A 17,422-nucleotide genomic window follows, 5' to 3' on the forward strand; every position below is an offset into this window, starting at 1 on the left:
AAGCCCGTTAGGGCTTTTTTTATTGGCTGAATAAAACTGATGTTTTACAGCTTAGCAAACGCGCGCTCTGCGGCTGCAATGGTATCTTTTATTTCTTGCTCGTTGTGCGCTGCACATACAAAGCCTGCTTCAAAAGCAGAGGGGGCTAAGTAAACACCTTCTTCAAGCATCAGGTGGAAAAAACGTTTAAAACGCTCTAAATCACACTCAGTAGCTTGTTTGTAAGTTGTTACTTTTTCAGCATCAGTAAAGAAAAAACCATACATGCCACCGGCGTAATTAGTGGTTAATGCAATGCCTGCTTTTTTAGCACCGGCTTCAAAGCCTTCACAAATTGCTTTACTGGTTGCTTCTAGTTTTGCATGTAAGCCTGGCTCGCTTAATAACTCTAGCGATTTTAAACCTGCAGCCATGGCAATTGGGTTACCCGACAATGTACCCGCCTGATAAACTGGGCCAACCGGTGCAATATAATCCATAATTTCGGTTTTGCCGCCAAAAGCGCCAACTGGCATGCCGCCGCCAATTACTTTACCTAAACAGGTTAAGTCTGGTTTTATATTGTAGTAGGCTTGTGCGCCGCCAAGTGCAACTCGAAACCCGGTCATTACTTCGTCAAAAATAAGTACCGATTTGTATTCGTCACAAACGTCGCGCAAACCTTCTAAAAATCCCGGAACCGGTGGAATACAGTTCATGTTACCAGCAACAGGCTCAACAATAATGCATGCAATTTCGTCGGCATATTTAGCAAAAATAGCTTTCACTTCATCTAAATTATTAAACGATACAGTAAGCGTATGTTTTGCAAAATCTTCAGGAATGCCCGGTGAATTAGGCACGCCCATAGTCAATGCGCCAGAGCCTGCTTTAACTAATAATGAGTCGGCATGGCCGTGGTAACAGCCTTCAAACTTAAGTATTTTATCGCGGCCAGTAAAACCACGCGCTAAGCGAATAGCGCTCATGGTGGCTTCTGTGCCTGAGCTAACCATACGTACTTTTTCGATTGATGGTACTAGCTCTTTTACTTTTTCAGCCATTAAAATTTCGGCTTCGGTAGGCGCGCCATAACTTAGGCCGTTTTCTACCGCGTCGTGTACTGCTTGTTTAATTGCAGGGTGGTTATGGCCCATGATCATAGGGCCCCAAGAGCCAACATAATCGATATAGCGATTACCATCGGCGTCAAATGTAAACGCACCCTCAGCTTTAGTGATAAATAGCGGTGTGCCGCCTACACCATTAAAAGCACGTACTGGTGAATTTACGCCACCAGGAATAGAAGCTTGAGCGCGTGCAAATAAGTCTTGGCTAATTGTCATGAAAAATCCTATTGTTTTGTCACAAAAAAAGTGGGTTTAGCTATCGCGTTTGCGGCTAAACCAAGGTACGTCTACTTCATACTGCTCGACTTTGTTTTCTACGCCGAGGGTTAAAGCAAACAGTGCCATACGAATTAATACGCCATTTTGTACTTGGCGAAATATAGCTAAATTGTCATTTGCGTTTAAGTCGTTATCTAGCTCGTTGGCTTCTAGGCGACTATCGCGTGGTAGCGGGTGCATTAACACTGAATTAGGTTTGCAATGTGCAGTGTAAATTGATTGACTAATTCTAAACCCACCGCGGTATTTGTTGGCTTCTTCTTGCGAAGGAAAGCGCTCTTCTTGAATACGCGTTTGATAAACTATGTCGGCAGCTAAGTTACCTTCCATTTTGTTTACCAATTCAATTTTATGACCTGCATTATCTACTGCATCTAATATATAGCTAGGCATTTGTAGATCATCGGGTGCAACCATCGAGAATTTCACGTTTTTATAGTGGCATAATAGTTTTGATAAAGAGTGCACAGTGCGACCATATTTTAAATCGCCTACTAGTGCAATGTGCATACCATCTATGTTTTGCTCAAAACGGTTAAGCTCACGCTCAATGGTTAATAAATCGAGCAGTGCTTGAGTGGGGTGCTCGTTAGGGCCATCGCCACCGTTAATAACAGGGATTGAGCAGCCTGTTGCAAATTCACTTACCGAACCTGCATCGGGGTGGCGCATAGCGACAGCATCGGCATACGCCGAAATAACACGGGCGGTGTCGTAAAGCGACTCGCCTTTAGCGAGCGCTGAGCTTTGCATGCCGGTTGTTTCGCGAACGAGTCCGCCGAGTAAGTTAAAAGCGGTGCCAAAGCTTACGCGTGTGCGTGTGCTAGGTTCAAAAAATAAGTTGGCTAAAATGGCACCTTCTAGCACGTTAGTACGCTTTTGTTTTTTAGCGTAGGGTTCCATTTTTTTAGCTACTGCAAATATACGTTCAATACAGTCTCTGTCGAGTTGATTAACTGAGAGTATATTTTCACCTTGGAAACTTAACATGGGGTTATTCCTACTTATTCAAAAAGGCGCGATAATCCTTAAAGGAGCACGCAATCGCGCATATTATAGCAAAGTTACTTAGCTAGTTGGCAGAGTAAATTACCTAGAAACATTTTATTATAAACTGGGTTTTATTACCGCCAGTGCCACTATTATTAATAGTGCTATAACGGGTAACTCATTAAAAATACGATAAAAACGGTCGCTTTTAGTGTTACGGTCATGTTTAAAATCAGCTAAAAGCTTAAAACAGTAACCATGGTATAGATATAAAATAATTACTAGCACTAGTTTATAATGCAACCACATGCTGTACTTAAACCAATCGCGGCCATATTCAACTATAGTGAGTACACCAAATACCGCGGTTAACACGGCAAACGGAGTGACAAAAAAAAGCAGCCTACGTTCCATTACTTTAAGCATAGAGTTGCATGCCCTTTCTTCGCTCATAGCGTGGTACACAAATAACCGTGGTAAGTAAAAAATACCGGCAAACCAGGCAATCATAAAAAATATATGCAAGGTTTTGTAAATTAATAATGCGCTCATATTACCCTCATTTTAATTAAAGTAAGCTGTTACGAATGGTTAAAATATGATGGATTTGATCCCAACGTAATAATCCCATAATTTGTTGATTATCTAATAAGTTATATACATACAATGCGCCACTGCGCTTATCATTTAATAGCTCAAAGGCATCAGCTAAAGTGGCTTGGCTGCTAATACCGGCCAAACTAATATAGCTAAGGTTAGTTGCTTGATCCGACATTAAGCTCAAGTCATATTCAGCCAATCGGTAACCATTTTCTTCATCGAATACAATTAATGGGGTTTGGCTGTCCATCGCATCAAGGGTGTTTTTTATTTGCTGTTTATCGTCGGAGTAAAGCAACTTAAAGTCTTCATCCATTTCATCCATTACCCCTACTTTTTGTAGTGCCTCAGTAGCGGGAGATACCTGGTAAGGTAACTCTTGAAAATCCAGCTGTTGTAAAAATATCGAGCGATTACCAAACACTTGCAGCGCGGTAACATAAGCGGTGGTAATAACTATCATTGCAGGCACTATTATTTCTGGAGACGAAGTGAGCTCCATCACTGTGGTTAAAGCCGCAAGCGGTGCATGCAGCGTTGCTGCTAATAATCCTGCCATGCCAAGTACACCATAAGTGCCTGCTATATCTGTACCTGGGCTAATAAACTGGGCAAAAAAGGCCATTAAAGTACCAATTAAAACCCCCAGCCCTATAACCGGTCCAATTAAACCACCGGGAATACCCAAACCTATCGCAAATAATGTGGCGAGTAACTTAGCAATTAAAATAGTAGTTAATAATTGCATGTCTTCAGGGGATTCAACCGCAATAGTAATTGCACTCATACCCGACCCCATAGCTTGGGGGACGGTATACGCAATTAAGCTGGCAATACAGCCAGCAATAAGTAAGCGAGGAAACATGCTAAGTGGTTTAAACGTTTTAATAATTAACATTAAGTTTTGATTAAAACTATAGGCTATTGCGCCCAGCGCCATGCCACACAGTATTAAGTACGGGTAATGCCAGCCACTTAACGGAGCAATGCTTATAAGTGCTAACTCTGAGCCTTCGCCAAATACAAATTGGGTTGCTAAAGCGCCAGTAACAGCTGCAAGCATAATTGGCACAAATATATGTACTTTATATTCTCGAAGTACTACTTCCATTACAAAAATAACCGCTGCTAACGGCGTGTTAAACGAGGCGGCAATACCAGCTGCAATGCCACAGCCACTAAGGGTACGCATGGCGTTATGAGGTAAGTGCAATTTAGTTGCTAAGATACTTGCCCCCGTAGCACCTAAATGCACCGAAGGCCCTTCGCGCCCCACCGAAAAGCCGCTGATCAGAGCCAGTGCACCACCAACAAATTGGTTTAGGGTGTTATATATTGGCATTTGCCCGTAATGACGTTTAATACGGTGAATTACAAACGGAATACCCAAGCGATAATGTTTAAAGCCAGTAAAGGCCGCAAAAAGCGCAATTAAGAGTGCCGCAATAAGGGGCATTAATACGCGTTCTAAAGTGGGGAGGGTGGTAAAGTCGTCGGGAGTTTCTAAAAATATACTTTGAAAAAAAAGAATCGTTAAGCGAAATAAAATAATAAAAAATGCAGCTATTAATCCGGCACTTACGCCTAATAAGCATAATTGTACGGATGTTTTAGGTTTGGCTAATCGACGCCTGAGTTGCTCAAGCCACATGCTTTATTTCCCCGCAGCATTTTTCAGCGGTCATTTTAGCAAAAGCCAAACGCTAAGTCGTTGTGATTTTGTAAAATAATTACATTTATAGAAAAGTTAACGTTAAAATACGCAAATAAGCGACGCTGGACTCAATATTTAGGTTTAGTTTGCTACTAACAGCAGCGAGTGCCTGCAACCTTTATTTTACTATACTTGATTAAAACACTCGGGTATTAGATAATCACGGCATTACGATATTGAGGGTTTTAAAATGTCTGAAGAATTACCAATTAAGTTCACTGACGCGGCAGCCGATCGTGTTAAACAGTTAATCGATGAAGAAGAAAATCCAGAACTTAAATTACGCGTATATGTAACGGGTGGTGGTTGTTCTGGTTTTCAGTACGGTTTTACCTTTGATGAAAAGGCCAATCCAGGTGATTTAGAAATCGTCAAAAATGGCGTGATGCTGGTGGTTGATCCGATGAGTTTACAATATTTAGTAGACGGCGAAGTTGATTACACTGAAGGATTAGAAGGCGCACGCTTTTTTGTAACTAATCCTCATGCAACTACAACCTGTGGTTGTGGTTCAAGCTTTACTATTTAACAAGGGTCTGTTGATCTTTCAAGGTTAAATTTGCAGCAGTCTGTTTGGTGTTTAGGCAAGGCAGAGCCTATGTGGTGTGGTTATTCCCCATAAATAGGCGATAACGTAGCATCAATGCCAAACAGGCGCTGCCCGAAGGGTTCTGCCTAGGGGCAATTAACTCTTTGTTGCTCGGTTTTCACTTAGCCCACTAGGTTACAAACCTAGCGCCGCGATTAAATTGCCCCTAGTTGGAACAAATATTAACCCGCAAAGGTCAACAAACCCTGGGTAAACAATAAAATATTAAAGCCGCTTTTGCGGCTTTTTTAATGCCTAAAATTCGCTAGGAGTGAATTCGGTTATTTGCATCATTAATATAAAAAAGCCAAGTACAAAAGTAGAAAACGCGAGTATATATACAAAGCCTCTTTTGCCTTTTTTAATAGGCACACCATGGTGGCGAAGAAAAAAACACCAGCCTAAGCACAGTATAATAGGAAGTAAAAAAAGTAGCCTGAACATTATTTAGCCTTTTAGGGTGCTCGTTATTGATTAAGCATAAACATGTAACACTAAAATGGAACAAAATTGTTACAAATATTTATTAATGGTTTAAGCTATCTATTCAGGCTTGGTAAATATATATTCATTATTTAACCTGTGCCGAATGTAATTAGCCATTTTACCAATGAGTTAATAGTATACAATATATAAGAATGAGACGGGCAAAATTTCATTCACCACCACAATAAGTAAGTATTATTTATAGCGTTTTTTAGCTCACAATGAGTAATTTGTAATTAGTAAAGCTGAGCTGCAATCAATGCCCAATTAGGCTGTTGTGCAGTGTACTCACTGAGCGCTATTAATAAATTGCATCAATTAGTATTTACACCGCATTAAGTAGGAGATGTACATGATGGGTAAAACAGTTTCATCAGAAGAAAATGCAAAACTGACCAAATGGCTTAAAAGTAAACGTCATGACAAAGGGCATACAATGCGTAGTTTAGCGCAGTTATTAGGCACACCACATTCGTTTATTGGCAAAATTGAAAACCAAGAGCGCCGCTTAGATGTAATTGAATTTGTGCGCTACTGTAATGCACTCGAAGTTGATCCGCATGAGGCATTAAACTTACTTAAAGTTGATTAATAGCCGCAAGTTACTTGGCATATTTTAATGCACCTTTAAATATGCCAAGTAAATAATTTATTTTAAGTATTGAGTTTAAGTGTTTTGGTGATAATTACGCTCTAGCTGATACAGTTTATGACGAATTAAGTATAAAAATATCAACGATGGCAACACCATTAATGCAGTAAGAATAAAAAATAGCGACCAGTTACCCGCCAGCCAATCATCTATTACTACCCCACTGTAACTCGACAGTAAAGTACGCCCTAAATTACCCAGCGACGCAAGCAACGCATAATGTGTTGCACTAAATGCTCTATCGCATAGCATAGATATAAATGCCACCATAGCTACTAGCGACCATGCCTGAGTAAAACCATCAACCACAATAGCCATGGCGTATAAATGCTCTTGTGGGCCGGCAAGTGCAATCCAAGAAAACATTAAATTAGATGCCGCCATTGCCACACCACTAATAAATAAGCCTTTAACAATGCCGTATTTATGATTAAAAATACTGCCTAAAAAGGCAAATACGATGGTAATTAATCCGGTGCCTAGCTTAGAGTAATTGGCTATTTGGGTATTACTAAAGCCAACCTCTTTATAAAATACAATCGACATGCGAGCTAAAAACGCTTCGCCAATTTTAAATAAGAAAATAAATGCAAGCAGTGCCAACGCGGTTTTAACGCCATTTTTAGCAAAAAAGGTTTTAAACGGATCAACCACAGTAACTGCAAGCCAAGCGAGTGTTTTAGTTAATGGTGTTTGCTTGCTGGCGGCAAGTTTTTCAAGGTATACCCGCTCAAGCTCAGCGTGCACTGCTTCGCGGTTTGATTCGGGTTCTTTTGCCCAAAATACACAGCTCATTAGTAGCAGCATTATGGCGGATAAAAAGTAGTATACTTGCGGCCAATCTATCGAAGGTATATCGGCCATATAAAACGGAATGGCCCCAAGTAGCGCATAACCCGACCACCAACCCGAGGTTGCCATGGCAGCGGCGGCGGTCGCTTTGTGAGATTCATTTTCGCCCAGGGCGTCTATTCTAAAAGCGTCAATAGCAATATCTTGAGTGGCAGAGGCTATGGCTATTAATAAACAAAGTGCGGCGACGAGCGCTAAATTGGCTTTTAAATCAAGCCCTGCTAATAGCAGTGTGCCAAGTAAAATAAAGCTTTGGCAAAACAGTATCCAGCTTCGGCGTTGGCCTAACCATTTGTATAAAAAGGGTAGTTTGGTACGATCAATTAACGGCGACCATAAAAAGTTAATGCTGTAAGCGCCAAACACAATGCCAAATAAGCCAATCATACTGCGGCTTAAGCCTTCGTCTTTTAGCCATGCCGACATTACAGAGCCAATCAGCACCCATGGAAAACCACTACTCATACCAAATATAAAAATATTGATAAGGCGTTTGTCTTTAAAATAAGAAAAATATTCGCGAATAGAGAGTGTTTTGCTCATAGGGCCTTCATTGGCTTTAACACAGAGCAGCTAGGCTGCTCTTTTAATTGTTACAGGGGAACTTGTTCAAGTAATTTAATATTTAAAATAACTACAGGCTCTTTGGGTACAAAGTCGTAGCCAATTTTTTCGTTAAATCCGGTTTTTACCGCCATAATTTTATCTAGCGTGTCGTAGCCGTCCATTACATTGCCAAATACCGCAAACCCCCATTCTCTGCCAGGGTTTAAATGGTCGTTATCGTCCATATTAAAAAAGAATTGGCGCGTTCCTGAATGAGGTTGGCGGTCTTGATACGCCATAGCTATGCTATACATATCGTTTTTTAAGCCATTACCGCTTTCGTTAAAAATAGGATCGTTTTCGTGTAGTCCATCGTAGTCTTTATCGTAGCCGCCACCTTGAATAACAAAGTCGCGGTCGTTTTCTACATCACGCTCAATACGATGAAACACACTTCCTTGATAGCTTTTATCCATTACGTAGGTTAAAAAGTTATTTGCAGTAATGGGGGCTTTAGAGCGGTCAAGTTCAATCACTATGCTACCCAGTGAAGTGACTATTTCAACACGCGGAAAAATATTATCTTTTTGTACAAAACGGCCTTCTTGAGCAGCAAGCGTAGTGGTACTAAAGAATAGGCTTAAGCAGATTAAAAAAAGTCGTTTCATTGTTAACCTTCTAAAAATTCTATTAATTCAGGGTCAGATACAATGCGGGTAATAATTTGCTCAGTCAACTTATTAAGCTGACCTTCTATTTTTGCTCGGTCGTGCCCCAGTGGCCCTGCTAAATTAGCATTGCCTCGGTATACTTTGCTAAAGTTACTGGTAGCGCGAATAACCCGCACGCCAAACTCTATAGAAGCTGCGCTGGTGTGGCTCATTAGTTTTTCGGTAACAACTGCTTGCAAAGCATGAATATCTACTTCAAAGCGCACCGTGGCTAAGTTAGAAATGCTGGCACCGTTACGACTTAGGGCGCTGTCGAGCGCACTTTTTACTGAGGCTGTAATACCATGGCTGGCAAAAGTTTTGGTTTTGTCAGACTCTATAAGTTTTAAGGTGGCAGTATCGCCTCTTAAATCAATTACACTGGTACTTAAGCTGCTGTTGATTGAACTTATTTGCCCATTTTTATAAACAGGATTAAGTATTATCTGATTTGGCTGATTACTACATGCAGGCAGTGCCAAAAACACCAACCAAGGTAAAAGGTATTTTATAATTTGCATTTATAACATTCCGGTATTTTTTGTGGCACTAAGTACAACAAACTTTTTGTTAGAACCTAGTAGCTTGCAGTTACCAAACATACGGTTTAGTTTGTCGTGGTAATCTAAATGACGGTTACCAATAATACGCAATTCGCCACCTTCTTTTAAAGTATCTTTTGCTTCTTTAAACATTTGCCATGCAATGTGGTCGGTAACCGCTTGAGCTTGATGAAATGGCGGGTTACATAGCACCATATCAACACTGTCGCGCTCAAATCCCGATAAACAGTCATTTTCAACAAATGAACATTGCTCATATTTAGCTTCCATATTGAGCTCTACATTCAAGCGTGCCGATTCAACGGCCATATACGACTCATCAACAAAAGTAATATTTGCATTTGGGCAACGCGATAATGCCATTAAACCCACTACGCCATTACCACAGCCTAAATCAATAATGCTTTTAGCTTTATTGGTTTCTGGTAAGTAGTTAAAAAAGAACCGTGCGCCAATATCTAATGAATCACGCGAAAACACATTTGCATGGTTACTAATAGTAAAGTCAGTGCCTTCAAGTGGCCAATTTACCGGAAAATCAGCGGCTTTATACCCACCTTGTGCGTGGCTTATAATTAAGCGTGACTTTTTAACCGCTAAACTTGTTTTTGTTTCGCCAATAAACTGCTCAAACGCTTTAATTGTTGAATTATGCACATCTTTTGTTTTTGCCGCGGCAATAACAGGCGTTCCGGGTGCAAGCACTTCGCTAAGCTCAGACAGTTGATACTGTAAAAAGCCTAATGTGCGTGGTACTTTAATAAGTACCAAATCAACTTGTTCAGGTAAAGCCGATAAACTATCGAGCTGGCTAAAGGTAATAGCAGGTATTTTATTCTCTGCTAAGTTATAAGCTGCTGCTTGGTGGCTAATATAAGAGTCGTTTACTGAACAAACAGTTAATTGCTTGTGGCTAAAATAACAAGAAAGCGCGCCAAAACTATCATTTAAAATCAGCAAAGAGCGACAATCAGGATGATGTTCGCTAACATAGTCGATTAAATATTCGTCGGCTGAATCCCAAGCTTGTAAGCTGCGGTTTTTTTGATCCAAAGGAAAGCGTTCAAGAGTAAAGGTTTTATCGCCGAGCTGTGCTTGCATGGTCATAATAGTTTAGTGATCAGTAATCAAATGATAGGTAAATTCTAACATGCAACGGCCAAACGCCAACCCCCAACTGTTACCAAATGGCTTTTCTTATCAAAGTAGGGCGCTTAGTGCACAAAAAAGCCTCGATTTGTTCTACTATTTACAGCAAAACCTGTGTTGGCAGCAGCCTAATGTTACGGTTTACAATAAAACGGGGCCAATTCCTCGGCTGCAGTGTTTTATCAGTGAAAACAATATTGAGTATGGTTATTCTCACAGTAAGTTAATAGTAGAGCCTTGGCCTGATGTTTTACTGGCAATGCGCAAACGTTTAGAGCGGCATTTAAACCAGCCATTAAATTCACTATTAGTAAATTATTACCGCGATGGTAACGATACTATGGGGTGGCATAGCGACGATGAAGCAGAGCTTGGCCATCAACCTACTATTGTTTGTATATCGCTTGGGGCTGAGCGAGTATTAAAACTAAAACACAAAGCTAGCAATAAAGTTACTAATTTAAAGCTACATAGCGGCAGCTGTTTAATTATGAGTGGCAATAGTCAGCGCGACTATCAACACGCTATTGCTAAGCAAACTACCTTGGCTCATCCGCGAATAAGTTTAACCTTTCGCTTGATAAAGCGTTAGCCATTAGGCTTAGCAAGTTGCTATAGTGGGCTTATAAATAAGTAACAATAATGGTTTATGTCATGCAGCAACAAATTCAACAAAAAATCAGCGATGCAATTGCCTGTAAGCATTTAAATGTAATTAACGAAAGCCATATGCACAGTGCTGGCAGCGACTCGCATTTTAAAGTGATAGTGGTTAGCGAAGAGTTTGCTGGTAAGCGCTTATTACAGCGCCATCGCGAAATTAATGAAATTTTAAAAGATGAATTAGCCAATCATATTCATGGACTGGCTATTCATACTTATACGCCAGATGAGTTTGCTGAACATAATGGTGAAGCGCCTGATTCACCCAATTGTATGGGTGGCTCTAAGTCAGCTTAAACAATTAATAGCGATTTGATTGATGTTTACACTCAAGATTAACTGATCAGATCAGTGTTTTTAGTATTAGCCTTTAAACTAGCGCTAATTTTTATTGTAAAGATATAGGATGATCAATGGTCATTAAGCCTAAAATTCGTGGATTTATCTGCACCAATGCCCACCCAGTGGGCTGTAGCAAACATGTTCAAGAACAAATTAATTATGTAAAGCAACAAGGTGCATTAAAAAATGCGCCTAAAAATGTATTAGTTATTGGTGCCTCTACAGGCTATGGCCTTGCATCGCGTATTACTGCGGCGTTTGGTGGCGGTGCTAAAACATTAGGTATTTTCTTTGAAAAAGAAGGCACTGAGCGCAAAACGGGTTCTGCAGGTTGGTACAATACAGCTGCATTTCAAAATGCTGCAGACGAAGCAGGCCTTTGGTCAAAAAATATTAATGGCGATGCGTTCTCAAACGAAATTAAGCAAAAAGCAATTGATACTATTAAAGCCGATTTAGGCAAAGTAGATTTAATTATTTACAGCTTAGCGTCTCCGCGTCGTACCGATCCTAATACCGGTGAAGTGTTCTCATCTACGCTTAAGCCAATTGGTAATGCAGTTACGACTAAAAATCTGAATACCTCAAAGCGTGAAATTGATGAAATAACCGTTGAAGCGGCAAACCAAGATGATATCGACAATACTATTAAAGTAATGGGCGGTGAAGATTGGGAAATGTGGATTGATGCACTAAAACAAGCCGATGTGCTAGCCGATAACTTCAAAACCACTGCTTATACCTACATAGGTAAAGAGCTAACATGGCCAATATACGGGCATGCAACGATTGGTAAAGCAAAAGAAGATTTGGATCGTGCAACGGCTGCTATTAAAGCTTCGACTAGTGATTTAAATGGCGAAGCGTATGTATCGTCACTTAATGCGGTAGTAACACAAGCTAGCTCGGCTATTCCTATTATGCCTTTGTATATTTCTGCTTTATTTAAAGTGATGAAGGCCGATGGCACCTACGAAGGTACTATTGAGCAAATACAGGCGTTATTTAGCGAAAACTTATACGGCGACACGCCACGTTTTGACGAAGGCGGTCATTTATTCCAAAACTATAAAGAGCTAGAAGATGACGTACAAGCACGTATTCAAGCTATTTGGGATAAAGTAGATACTAGTAGCATTGATGAACTAACCGATTATGTTGGTTATCATAATGAGTTTTTACGCTTGTTTGGTTTTGGTATACAAGGCGTAGATTATGAGCAAGAGGTTGACCCTGTTCAGCCTATTGCGAATATGATTGACTAATCAATTGTACAAAACAGTTTGAAAAGTCGCCTAGTGCGACTTTTTTATTACTGATTTTTTTATAAAAATAATGTTTCTTAGTAAACGTACAACTTTGGTCTAGCTTGAATTTTATTAAATAGCTACATCAAGCGTAAATAAGTCTTTCTCTGGTATAATTTTTATAAATACACTCGCATAGTGTTGCACAATGATGTTAAAATCATAGCAATATGTGAGGAGTTTTACTGCGTTGCTTGTTTAGTATTTATAGCAAGTTAGTTTTACACAACTTGTTATAGTTAATATGGCGACGTGGTTGATACGATTTTTCAGTTTCTTTCCGTTAATGTAGTGCAAGTGCGTATGATCAATATAAAAAAAGGTCTGGACTTACCCATAGAGGGCGCTCCTCAGCAAGTTATTCATGATGGTTCTACCGTCAAACGTGTAGCTGTGCTAGGTGAAGAATTTATCGGTATGCGTCCAACCATGCATGTTCGTGTGGATGACCAAGTGAAAAAAGGCCAGGTACTTTTTGAAGATAAAAAGAACCCAGGTGTATTATTTACTGCTCCAGCTTCTGGCACAGTAAAAGAAATTAATCGTGGTGCTAAACGTGTACTGCAATCTGTTGTTATTGAAGTTAACGGCAGTGAGCAAATCACCTTTGGTACTTTTTCTGATGCCGAGCTTTCGAGCTTAGATCGTGAAAAAGCCAAAGAAGTACTTATACAGTCTGGTCAATGGACAGCACTTCGTGCTCGCCCATTCAGTAAAGTAGCGGCAGTGGATGCAAATCCTAGCTCTATTTTTGTGACCGCAATCGACACTAATCCACTTGCTGCAGATCCTGCGGTAATTATTGCTGAAAATGTGCAAGCATTCGAAGCAGGTTTAGCTGTTGTGTCGCGTTTAACCGACGGTAAAGTATTTGTTTGTAAACAAGCAGGTAGCCAAGTTCCTAGCTCATCTATAGCTCAAGTAGAAGTACATGAGTTTGGTGGTGTGCATCCGGCTGGCCTTGTTGGCACACATATCCATCATCTTGATGCAGTATCTATTAGCAAGCAGGTTTGGCATATTGGTTACCAAGACGTTATCGCCTTTGGTCACTTATTCCTTACCGGTGAAATTTACACTGATCGTGTAATTTCTCTTGCAGGTCCTCGCGTTAAAAACCCTCGTTTAGTGAAAACACAATTAGGTGCTTCATTGGATGATTTAGTTGCTGGCGAATTAGAAGACGGTGATAACCGTGTTATTTCTGGTTCAGTATTGTCAGGTTCTATTTCAAACGGTGTTCATGCATTCTTAGGTCGTTACCACGTTCAAGTATCTGTTTTACTTGAAGGTCGCGAAAAAGAATTGTTTGGTTGGATTGCACCAGGTAGTGATAAATTTTCCGTAACGCGTACCTTTATTTCTCACCTTGCACCGAGTCGTTTATTTAAAATGACAACGTCAACAGGTGGTTCAAAACGTGCCATGGTACCAATTGGTAGCTATGAGCGTGTAATGCCGTTAGATATTTTGCCAACTCTATTATTACGCGACCTATTGTCACGCGATGTAGACAGTGCAATGTCATTAGGCGCGCTTGAACTAGATGAAGAAGATTTAGCGTTATGTACCTTCGTTTGTCCGGGCAAATACGAGTATGGCGCAGCCCTACGCGATTGCTTAACTACGATCGAGAAGGAAGGCTAGAGAGATGGGTTTAAAAAAATATCTTGAAGATATCGAGCCGAATTTTGAAGCCGGTGGTAAATATGAAAAGTTTTATGCTCTGTATGAAGCAGCAGCAACTATTTTTTATACACCAGGCTACGTAAATAAAGGCGCGACACACGTTCGTGACAACATCGACCTAAAACGCATGATGATTTTAGTGTGGATGGCAACGTTCCCTGCTATGTTTTTTGGTATGTTCAATATTGGTCATCAGGCCGCTGGTGCTTTAGCACAAGGTTTTGAACTAGCTAATATATGGCAAGTTGATTTGTTTCAACTGTTAGGCGGTCAATTAACCGCTGATGCAGGCTGGGGCGCTAAAATGTTCTATGGAGCGTGTTTCTTCCTACCAATTTATGCAGTTACTTTTGCTGTAGGTGGTTTTTGGGAAGTTATATTTGCTTCAGTGCGTAAACACGAAATTAACGAAGGTTTCTTCGTAACATCAGTGTTATTTGCACTTATTTTGCCAGCAACTATTCCTTTATGGCAAGTTGCGCTTGGTATTACATTTGGTGTTGTAATTGCTAAAGAAATCTTTGGTGGTACAGGTCGTAACTTCTTAAACCCTGCGTTAGCTGGTCGTGCGTTTTTATTCTTCGCATACCCGGCACAAATTTCAGGTGACACAGTATGGACAGCAGTAGATTCGTTCTCTGGTGCGACTATGCTTGGTCAAGCGTTTGTTGGCACACTTGATTTTTCAAACATGGAGCTATGGTGGAATGCGTTTTACGGTTTCATTCAAGGTTCTGTAGGCGAAACATCAACACTTGCATTATTAGTGGGTGGCTTGTTCCTTATTTACGTGCGTATCGCTTCTTGGCGCATAGTGCTAGGTGTATTTTTCGGTATGGTAATCACTGCATTACTGCTAAATACAGTTGGCTCTGAGACTAACCCCGTATTTGCTATGCCTTGGCATTGGCACTTTGTACTAGGTGGTTTTGCGTTTGGTATGTTCTTTATGGCTACCGACCCTGTGTCTGCAGCATTTACCGATAAAGGTAAGTTAGCTTATGGCGCGCTTATTGGTTTTATGGTTGTTATGATCCGTGTTGTGAACCCTGCTTTCCCAGAAGGTATGATGCTAGCAATCTTATTTGCTAACTTATTTGCTCCACTGTTCGATCACTTTGTAGTGCAAGCTAATATCAAACGGAGGTTGGCACGTAATGTCTAGTAATAACGAATCAATCGGTAAAACGTTAGCAGTAGTTGTTGCGCTATGTTTAGTGTGTGCAATTATCGTATCGTTTGCTGCTGTACAGCTTCGTCCTTTACAGCAAGCTAATAAAGCAAAAGATATTCAAAGTAATATCTTAGTTGCAGCGGGAATCGGAAAAGTTGAAAATGTTTCTGAAACATTCAACAACAAAATCGAAGTACGCTTAGTTAATATGAAAACGGGTGAGTCTTTTGCAAGCGACTCAAGTGAAGAAGTTCAGGCTAAGGTTAATGCATTTGACTTTGAAAAAAGCAAATTTGACCCTAAGCTAAGCTTTGCGCTTGCTGAAAAAGGCATTACTGACATTGCGGGCATTCAGCGCGTAACGACAGAGGCACCTGTATACATCTCTAGAGCAGATAATGGGTCAGTTGACACTATTATTGTTCCTATTCAAGGTTACGGTTTATGGGGCTTAATGTATGGTTTCCTTTCGCTTGAAAATGATGGCGAAACAATCAAAAACATTATCTTTTATAAGCATGGTGAAACACCTGGTTTAGGTGGCGAAATCCAAAATCCACAGTGGACTGCAAAATGGGAAGGTAAAGAATTACCTATCGATGTTGTAAAAAGTGGCGCTAGCAATGAGCATCAAATTGATGGTCTATCGGGTGCAACTTTAACGTCTAACGGTGTTGATAATACAGTTGACTTTTGGACTGGTGATAATGGCTTTGGTCCATTCCTTGCGGAAGTACGTAAAGGAGCATTGAAATAATGGCTGATACTAAAGAAATGAAAGCGGTCCTATTTGGCCCGGTTTTAGCTAACAACCCAATCGCACTACAAGTACTTGGTATTTGTTCTGCGCTAGCGGTAACATCTAGCTTAAAAAACGCATTAATCATGTCAATTGCTTTGACCTTGGTAACCGCGTTTTCTAGCTTCTTTATCTCGACTATTCGTAACCAGATTCCATCGTCAGTACGTATTATTGTACAAATGACGATTATTGCATCTTTGGTAATTGTTGTTGACCAAGTACTACAAGCATTTTCTTACGCTACGGCAAAAGAGCTTTCGGTATTTATCGGTCTAATTATTACTAACTGTATTGTAATGGGTCGTGCTGAAGCATACGCAATGAAGTCACCGCCACTTATGTCGTTTCTTGACGGTATTGGTAACGGTTTAGGTTATTCAGTAGTACTACTTACCGTTGGTTTCATTCGTGAACTATTTGGTAAGGGTTCACTATTCGGTGTTGATATTATCCCATTAGTACAAAATGGTGGTTGGTATCAACCTATGGGTCTATTGATATTACCACCGAGTGCATTCTTCATCATTGGTTTATTCATATGGGTACTACGTACTTATAAGAAAGACCAAGTAGAAGCTAAAGCGTAAGGGGCACACAGTGGAACATTATATTAGTTTATTTGTAAAAGCCGTTTTTATTGAAAACTTAGCGTTATCATTCTTCTTAGGCATGTGTACTTTTTTAGCAGTATCTAAAAAAGTAACCACATCAATTGGCCTAGGTGTAGCGGTTATTGTTGTATTAGGTATTTCGGTACCAGTTAACAACTTAGTTTACCATGCAGTGTTAGCACCGGGTTCACTTACGTGGCTTGGTTACCCAGATGCAGATCTTAGCTTTTTACGTTTCTTAACTTTCATTGGTGTTATTGCAGCACTTGTGCAAATTTTGGAAATGGCATTAGATAAGTTCTTCCCAGCACTTTACAACGCGTTAGGTATCTTCTTACCACTAATCACAGTTAACTGTGCAATTTTTGGTGCGGTATCTTTCATGGTTGAGCGTAACTATAACTTCGGCGAGTCTGTGGTTTATGGTATTGGCGCTGGTGTTGGTTGGGCACTTGCAATTACATTACTTGCAGGTATCCGTGAGAAAATGAAATATTCAGACGTTCCAGATGGCTTACGTGGTTTAGGTATTACCTTTATTACTGTTGGCTTAATGGCTCTTGGCTTTATGTCATTCTCTGGTATTTCACTGTAA

Annotated in this window: 19 protein-coding genes; 10 read left to right on the top strand and 9 right to left on the bottom strand. The window is 40.3% G+C overall.

Annotated elements, in window-relative coordinates:
• Window positions 1–44: 44 nt before the first annotated feature.
• The 4 genes from hemL to I6E78_RS13190 all read right to left on the bottom strand — a co-directional run bounded on the left by hemL (window position 45) and on the right by I6E78_RS13190 (window position 4,629).
• Entirely contained in the window at window positions 45–1,325 is a 1,281-nt protein-coding gene (gene hemL, locus I6E78_RS13175) for a glutamate-1-semialdehyde 2,1-aminomutase (protein WP_011328912.1), read from the bottom strand.
• Between the two features lie 36 nt (window positions 1,326–1,361).
• Complete coding sequence (locus I6E78_RS13180) at window positions 1,362–2,378, bottom strand: aspartate carbamoyltransferase (RefSeq protein ID WP_197182678.1); 1,017 nt, start codon at window positions 2,376–2,378, stop codon at window positions 1,362–1,364.
• Between the two features lie 117 nt (window positions 2,379–2,495).
• Window positions 2,496–2,930, bottom strand: a complete 435-nt coding sequence (locus I6E78_RS13185) for a CopD family protein (protein WP_011328910.1) — start codon at window positions 2,928–2,930, stop codon at window positions 2,496–2,498.
• A gap of 16 nt (window positions 2,931–2,946) precedes the next feature.
• Window positions 2,947–4,629 (bottom strand): chloride channel protein, encoded by a 1,683-nt coding sequence (locus I6E78_RS13190; protein WP_089368639.1) that lies wholly within the window; start codon window positions 4,627–4,629, stop codon window positions 2,947–2,949.
• Window positions 4,630–4,882: 253 nt separating this feature from the next.
• Here I6E78_RS13190 and erpA point away from each other — a divergent pair, with 253 nt between their 5' ends.
• Window positions 4,883–5,221, top strand: coding sequence for an iron-sulfur cluster insertion protein ErpA (erpA, locus tag I6E78_RS13195; protein WP_011328908.1), 339 nt, complete (start codon window positions 4,883–4,885; stop codon window positions 5,219–5,221).
• A 315-nt stretch (window positions 5,222–5,536) separates the two neighbouring features.
• On the opposite strand, the gene I6E78_RS13200 is transcribed toward erpA, so the two are convergent.
• Window positions 5,537–5,725 (bottom strand): hypothetical protein, encoded by a 189-nt coding sequence (locus tag I6E78_RS13200; RefSeq protein WP_011328907.1) that lies wholly within the window; start codon window positions 5,723–5,725, stop codon window positions 5,537–5,539.
• A gap of 394 nt (window positions 5,726–6,119) precedes the next feature.
• On the opposite strand from I6E78_RS13200, the gene I6E78_RS13205 reads away from it, so the two are divergent.
• Window positions 6,120–6,359: a helix-turn-helix domain-containing protein gene (locus I6E78_RS13205; protein ID WP_011328906.1), complete on the top strand. Its 240-nt coding sequence runs from the start codon at window positions 6,120–6,122 to the stop codon at window positions 6,357–6,359.
• Between the two features lie 75 nt (window positions 6,360–6,434).
• Here I6E78_RS13205 and I6E78_RS13210 read toward each other — a convergent pair whose 3' ends face one another.
• Genes I6E78_RS13210 through I6E78_RS13225 form a run of 4 tightly spaced genes read right to left on the bottom strand, consistent with a single transcriptional unit; the run spans window position 6,435 to window position 10,197 of the window.
• Window positions 6,435–7,814 (bottom strand): AmpG family muropeptide MFS transporter, encoded by a 1,380-nt coding sequence (locus tag I6E78_RS13210; RefSeq protein ID WP_011328905.1) that lies wholly within the window; start codon window positions 7,812–7,814, stop codon window positions 6,435–6,437.
• Window positions 7,815–7,864: 50 nt separating this feature from the next.
• The gene (locus I6E78_RS13215) at window positions 7,865–8,485 is read right to left on the bottom strand and encodes a peptidylprolyl isomerase (RefSeq protein ID WP_011328904.1); all 621 of its coding nucleotides are present in this window, start codon (window positions 8,483–8,485) and stop codon (window positions 7,865–7,867) included.
• Window positions 8,486–8,487: 2 nt separating this feature from the next.
• On the bottom strand, window positions 8,488–9,048 hold the full coding sequence (locus I6E78_RS13220) for a YajG family lipoprotein (protein WP_011328903.1): 561 nt from the start codon (window positions 9,046–9,048) through the stop codon (window positions 8,488–8,490).
• A complete protein-coding gene (locus I6E78_RS13225) occupies window positions 9,049–10,197 on the bottom strand; it encodes a methyltransferase (protein ID WP_011328902.1) in 1,149 nt (382 codons plus the stop codon).
• Between the two features lie 43 nt (window positions 10,198–10,240).
• Between I6E78_RS13225 and I6E78_RS13230 the strand changes: the two genes are divergently transcribed.
• The 8 genes from I6E78_RS13230 to nqrE all read left to right on the top strand — a co-directional run bounded on the left by I6E78_RS13230 (window position 10,241) and on the right by nqrE (window position 17,422).
• Window positions 10,241–10,831: an alpha-ketoglutarate-dependent dioxygenase AlkB family protein gene (locus tag I6E78_RS13230; RefSeq protein WP_011328901.1), complete on the top strand. Its 591-nt coding sequence runs from the start codon at window positions 10,241–10,243 to the stop codon at window positions 10,829–10,831.
• Between the two features lie 62 nt (window positions 10,832–10,893).
• On the top strand, window positions 10,894–11,199 hold the full coding sequence (locus tag I6E78_RS13235) for a BolA family protein (protein ID WP_197182679.1): 306 nt from the start codon (window positions 10,894–10,896) through the stop codon (window positions 11,197–11,199).
• Between the two features lie 116 nt (window positions 11,200–11,315).
• Window positions 11,316–12,509, top strand: a complete 1,194-nt coding sequence (gene fabV / locus I6E78_RS13240; RefSeq protein ID WP_197182680.1) for an enoyl-ACP reductase FabV — start codon at window positions 11,316–11,318, stop codon at window positions 12,507–12,509.
• Between the two features lie 345 nt (window positions 12,510–12,854).
• Window positions 12,855–14,198 (top strand): Na(+)-translocating NADH-quinone reductase subunit A, encoded by a 1,344-nt coding sequence (locus I6E78_RS13245; RefSeq protein WP_011328898.1) that lies wholly within the window; start codon window positions 12,855–12,857, stop codon window positions 14,196–14,198.
• A 4-nt stretch (window positions 14,199–14,202) separates the two neighbouring features.
• Entirely contained in the window at window positions 14,203–15,405 is a 1,203-nt protein-coding gene (locus tag I6E78_RS13250; RefSeq protein ID WP_011328897.1) for an NADH:ubiquinone reductase (Na(+)-transporting) subunit B, read from the top strand.
• Window positions 15,398–16,171 (top strand): Na(+)-translocating NADH-quinone reductase subunit C, encoded by a 774-nt coding sequence (locus I6E78_RS13255; protein ID WP_011328896.1) that lies wholly within the window; start codon window positions 15,398–15,400, stop codon window positions 16,169–16,171. The genes I6E78_RS13250 and I6E78_RS13255 overlap by 8 nt, the downstream gene beginning before the upstream one ends.
• Window positions 16,171–16,803, top strand: coding sequence for an NADH:ubiquinone reductase (Na(+)-transporting) subunit D (locus I6E78_RS13260; RefSeq protein WP_011328895.1), 633 nt, complete (start codon window positions 16,171–16,173; stop codon window positions 16,801–16,803). Before I6E78_RS13255 ends, I6E78_RS13260 begins: the two co-directional genes overlap by 1 nt.
• Window positions 16,804–16,813: 10 nt before the next feature.
• Window positions 16,814–17,422 carry an NADH:ubiquinone reductase (Na(+)-transporting) subunit E gene (gene nqrE, locus I6E78_RS13265; RefSeq protein ID WP_011328894.1) on the top strand — a complete coding sequence of 203 codons (609 nt, stop codon included), beginning with the start codon at window positions 16,814–16,816 and terminating at the stop codon, window positions 17,420–17,422.

This window comes from Pseudoalteromonas sp. NZS127, assembly GCF_015864805.1.
GTDB lineage: Bacteria > Pseudomonadota > Gammaproteobacteria > Enterobacterales > Alteromonadaceae > Pseudoalteromonas > Pseudoalteromonas nigrifaciens.

Bases quoted from the DNA above. Each gene is read 5' to 3' on its own strand.
- I6E78_RS13220 (WP_011328903.1), bottom strand. From the start codon at position 9,048: ATGCAAATTATAAAATACCTTTTACCTTGGTTGGTGTTTTTGGCACTG.
- I6E78_RS13190 (WP_089368639.1), bottom strand. From the start codon at position 4,629: ATGTGGCTTGAGCAACTCAGGCGTCGATTAGCCAAACCTAAAACATCC.
- I6E78_RS13215 (WP_011328904.1), bottom strand. From the start codon at position 8,485: ATGAAACGACTTTTTTTAATCTGCTTAAGCCTATTCTTTAGTACCACT.
- I6E78_RS13180 (WP_197182678.1), bottom strand. From the start codon at position 2,378: ATGTTAAGTTTCCAAGGTGAAAATATACTCTCAGTTAATCAACTCGAC.
- I6E78_RS13245 (WP_011328898.1), top strand. From the start codon at position 12,855: ATGATCAATATAAAAAAAGGTCTGGACTTACCCATAGAGGGCGCTCCT.
- I6E78_RS13230 (WP_011328901.1), top strand. From the start codon at position 10,241: ATGCAACGGCCAAACGCCAACCCCCAACTGTTACCAAATGGCTTTTCT.
- I6E78_RS13235 (WP_197182679.1), top strand. From the start codon at position 10,894: ATGCAGCAACAAATTCAACAAAAAATCAGCGATGCAATTGCCTGTAAG.
- I6E78_RS13200 (WP_011328907.1), bottom strand. From the start codon at position 5,725: ATGTTCAGGCTACTTTTTTTACTTCCTATTATACTGTGCTTAGGCTGG.
- I6E78_RS13250 (WP_011328897.1), top strand. From the start codon at position 14,203: ATGGGTTTAAAAAAATATCTTGAAGATATCGAGCCGAATTTTGAAGCC.
- I6E78_RS13210 (WP_011328905.1), bottom strand. From the start codon at position 7,814: ATGAGCAAAACACTCTCTATTCGCGAATATTTTTCTTATTTTAAAGAC.
- I6E78_RS13260 (WP_011328895.1), top strand. From the start codon at position 16,171: ATGGCTGATACTAAAGAAATGAAAGCGGTCCTATTTGGCCCGGTTTTA.
- I6E78_RS13205 (WP_011328906.1), top strand. From the start codon at position 6,120: ATGATGGGTAAAACAGTTTCATCAGAAGAAAATGCAAAACTGACCAAA.
- I6E78_RS13225 (WP_011328902.1), bottom strand. From the start codon at position 10,197: ATGACCATGCAAGCACAGCTCGGCGATAAAACCTTTACTCTTGAACGC.
- hemL (WP_011328912.1), bottom strand. From the start codon at position 1,325: ATGACAATTAGCCAAGACTTATTTGCACGCGCTCAAGCTTCTATTCCT.
- fabV (WP_197182680.1), top strand. From the start codon at position 11,316: ATGGTCATTAAGCCTAAAATTCGTGGATTTATCTGCACCAATGCCCAC.
- I6E78_RS13185 (WP_011328910.1), bottom strand. From the start codon at position 2,930: ATGAGCGCATTATTAATTTACAAAACCTTGCATATATTTTTTATGATT.
- I6E78_RS13255 (WP_011328896.1), top strand. From the start codon at position 15,398: ATGTCTAGTAATAACGAATCAATCGGTAAAACGTTAGCAGTAGTTGTT.
- erpA (WP_011328908.1), top strand. From the start codon at position 4,883: ATGTCTGAAGAATTACCAATTAAGTTCACTGACGCGGCAGCCGATCGT.